At 47.9% G+C, this 1,528-nt stretch carries 1 protein-coding gene and 1 pseudogene; both read right to left on the bottom strand.

Translation table 11 applies throughout. The annotated features are described in order from the left end of the window. Positions 1-913, bottom strand: a 913-nt coding sequence (gene pcoS, locus APU11_RS05005; RefSeq protein ID WP_072200366.1) for a copper resistance membrane spanning protein PcoS, incomplete at its 3' end; no start/stop codon positions are given. Beyond that, positions 910-1,521: pseudogene (pcoR, locus tag APU11_RS05000) on the bottom strand (copper response regulator transcription factor PcoR); the annotation flags it as partial. The gene pcoS and the pseudogene pcoR, both read right to left, overlap by 4 nt. Positions 1,522-1,528: the final 7 nt, after the last annotated feature.

Genomic DNA, 1,528 nt, shown 5'->3' with positions numbered 1-1,528 from the left:
GCATGTCACTGGTCATTCGTGACAACCTTTTCAGTTCTTCCAGGTTAGCGAATAAAATTTCGCGGTAATGCGAAACATCCCTTTCCTTAGCCAGTGCAAACTGCGTCTGCATCATCAGATTACTGACCGGTGTGCGCAGCTCATGCGCGATGTCAGACGAGAAATCTGACAGTTTCCGGAATGAACCCTCCAGGCGATCGAACATGTTATTGAATTCCTGCATGGTCTCTGAGATTTCCGGCGGAGCCAGATCGGGATTAAGACGCTGATCCAGGCTGTGCACGGTCATGGAGGAAGCCAGACTGGTCATTTCCCGTAACGGTTTCAGACCAATGCGTGTGGTCAGCCAGCCCAGAAAAACAGAAATAAAAACCAGACCGATATTGAACCAGAACAGCCAGGTACTGAGCTTATCCATAAACAGGGTGTGATACCCGGTATCCGTGGCAACCGTAACGATGAAATGTTTGCTTTTACCCTGTTCCGGCGTCACGGCAACCCGCCGCGAGATACTGCGGTATACGGTGTTATTTTCTTCCGTCTGGATCATATAGTCGAGAATATCCCCCGACTTATTTAGCAGGACCGCTGGAACAACAGAATTTTTGGCATACAGTTCCACCAGTTTTTCATTTTCCATATTTTTTATAGAAATGAATAAGCCATTGTGCCCCACCATCGCATCGTTTATTTTTTCTGATAATGACTTAATATCCGTTTTGTTCCTGAACGTCTCTGTTTTAAGAAACTCTTCGGTGAGCTGAAGTTTACCAGTCAGAAAATCGCGATCCTGATTATCGAAATAGCCATTAAGGGTGCTAATCAGGATAAAACTTGATAACCACCATACCGTAAGCATCACTGCAGAAAAAATCAGGCTCAGGCGTGTGGTCAGGGAAATTTTGAACCTCACTCTTCTCTGATCTCCAGGACATATCCGGCACCGCGAACGGTATGGATCAGTTTTGGTTCAAAGTCATCATCAATTTTACTTCTCAGACGTCTCACGGCGACATCAATCACATTCGTATCACTGTCAAAGTTCATATTCCAGACCAAGGACGAGATAAGACTCCTGGGTAACACTTCTCCGGTGCGTTGCAACAGCAACTCAAGCAGAACGTATTCTTTACCGGTGAGATGGATCTTCTTCCCCGAACGGATCACGGTTCGGCGCACCATATCAACGGTCATATCGGCGATGGTGCAAACCGTTGCGGACTGCGAGCGTGCCCGCCGCAGTAAGGTTCTTACACGTGCAACCAGCTCCGTAAAATCGAAGGGCTTAATCAGGTAGTCATCTGCACCAAGCTCCAGTCCTTTCACTTTGTCCCGCACGTTGTCTTTTGCGGTTAAAAACAGGACCGGTTCTTCGTGCCCGGACTTCCTCAGTGCGCTGATGATTTGCCACCCGTCGAGGAAAGGCAGCATCACGTCCAGTATTATCAAATCATACTGTCCCTTCGACGCGGCCCCAAGACCATCGCGGCCATTATTAAAGAGATCGGCCTGAAAGCCGTCCTAAACC

The organism is Enterobacter sp. 50793107 (assembly GCF_001463365.1).
GTDB classification, from domain to species: Bacteria; Pseudomonadota; Gammaproteobacteria; order Enterobacterales; family Enterobacteriaceae; genus Enterobacter; species Enterobacter cloacae.
This window is presented reverse-complemented; position numbering and strand designations above follow the sequence as displayed.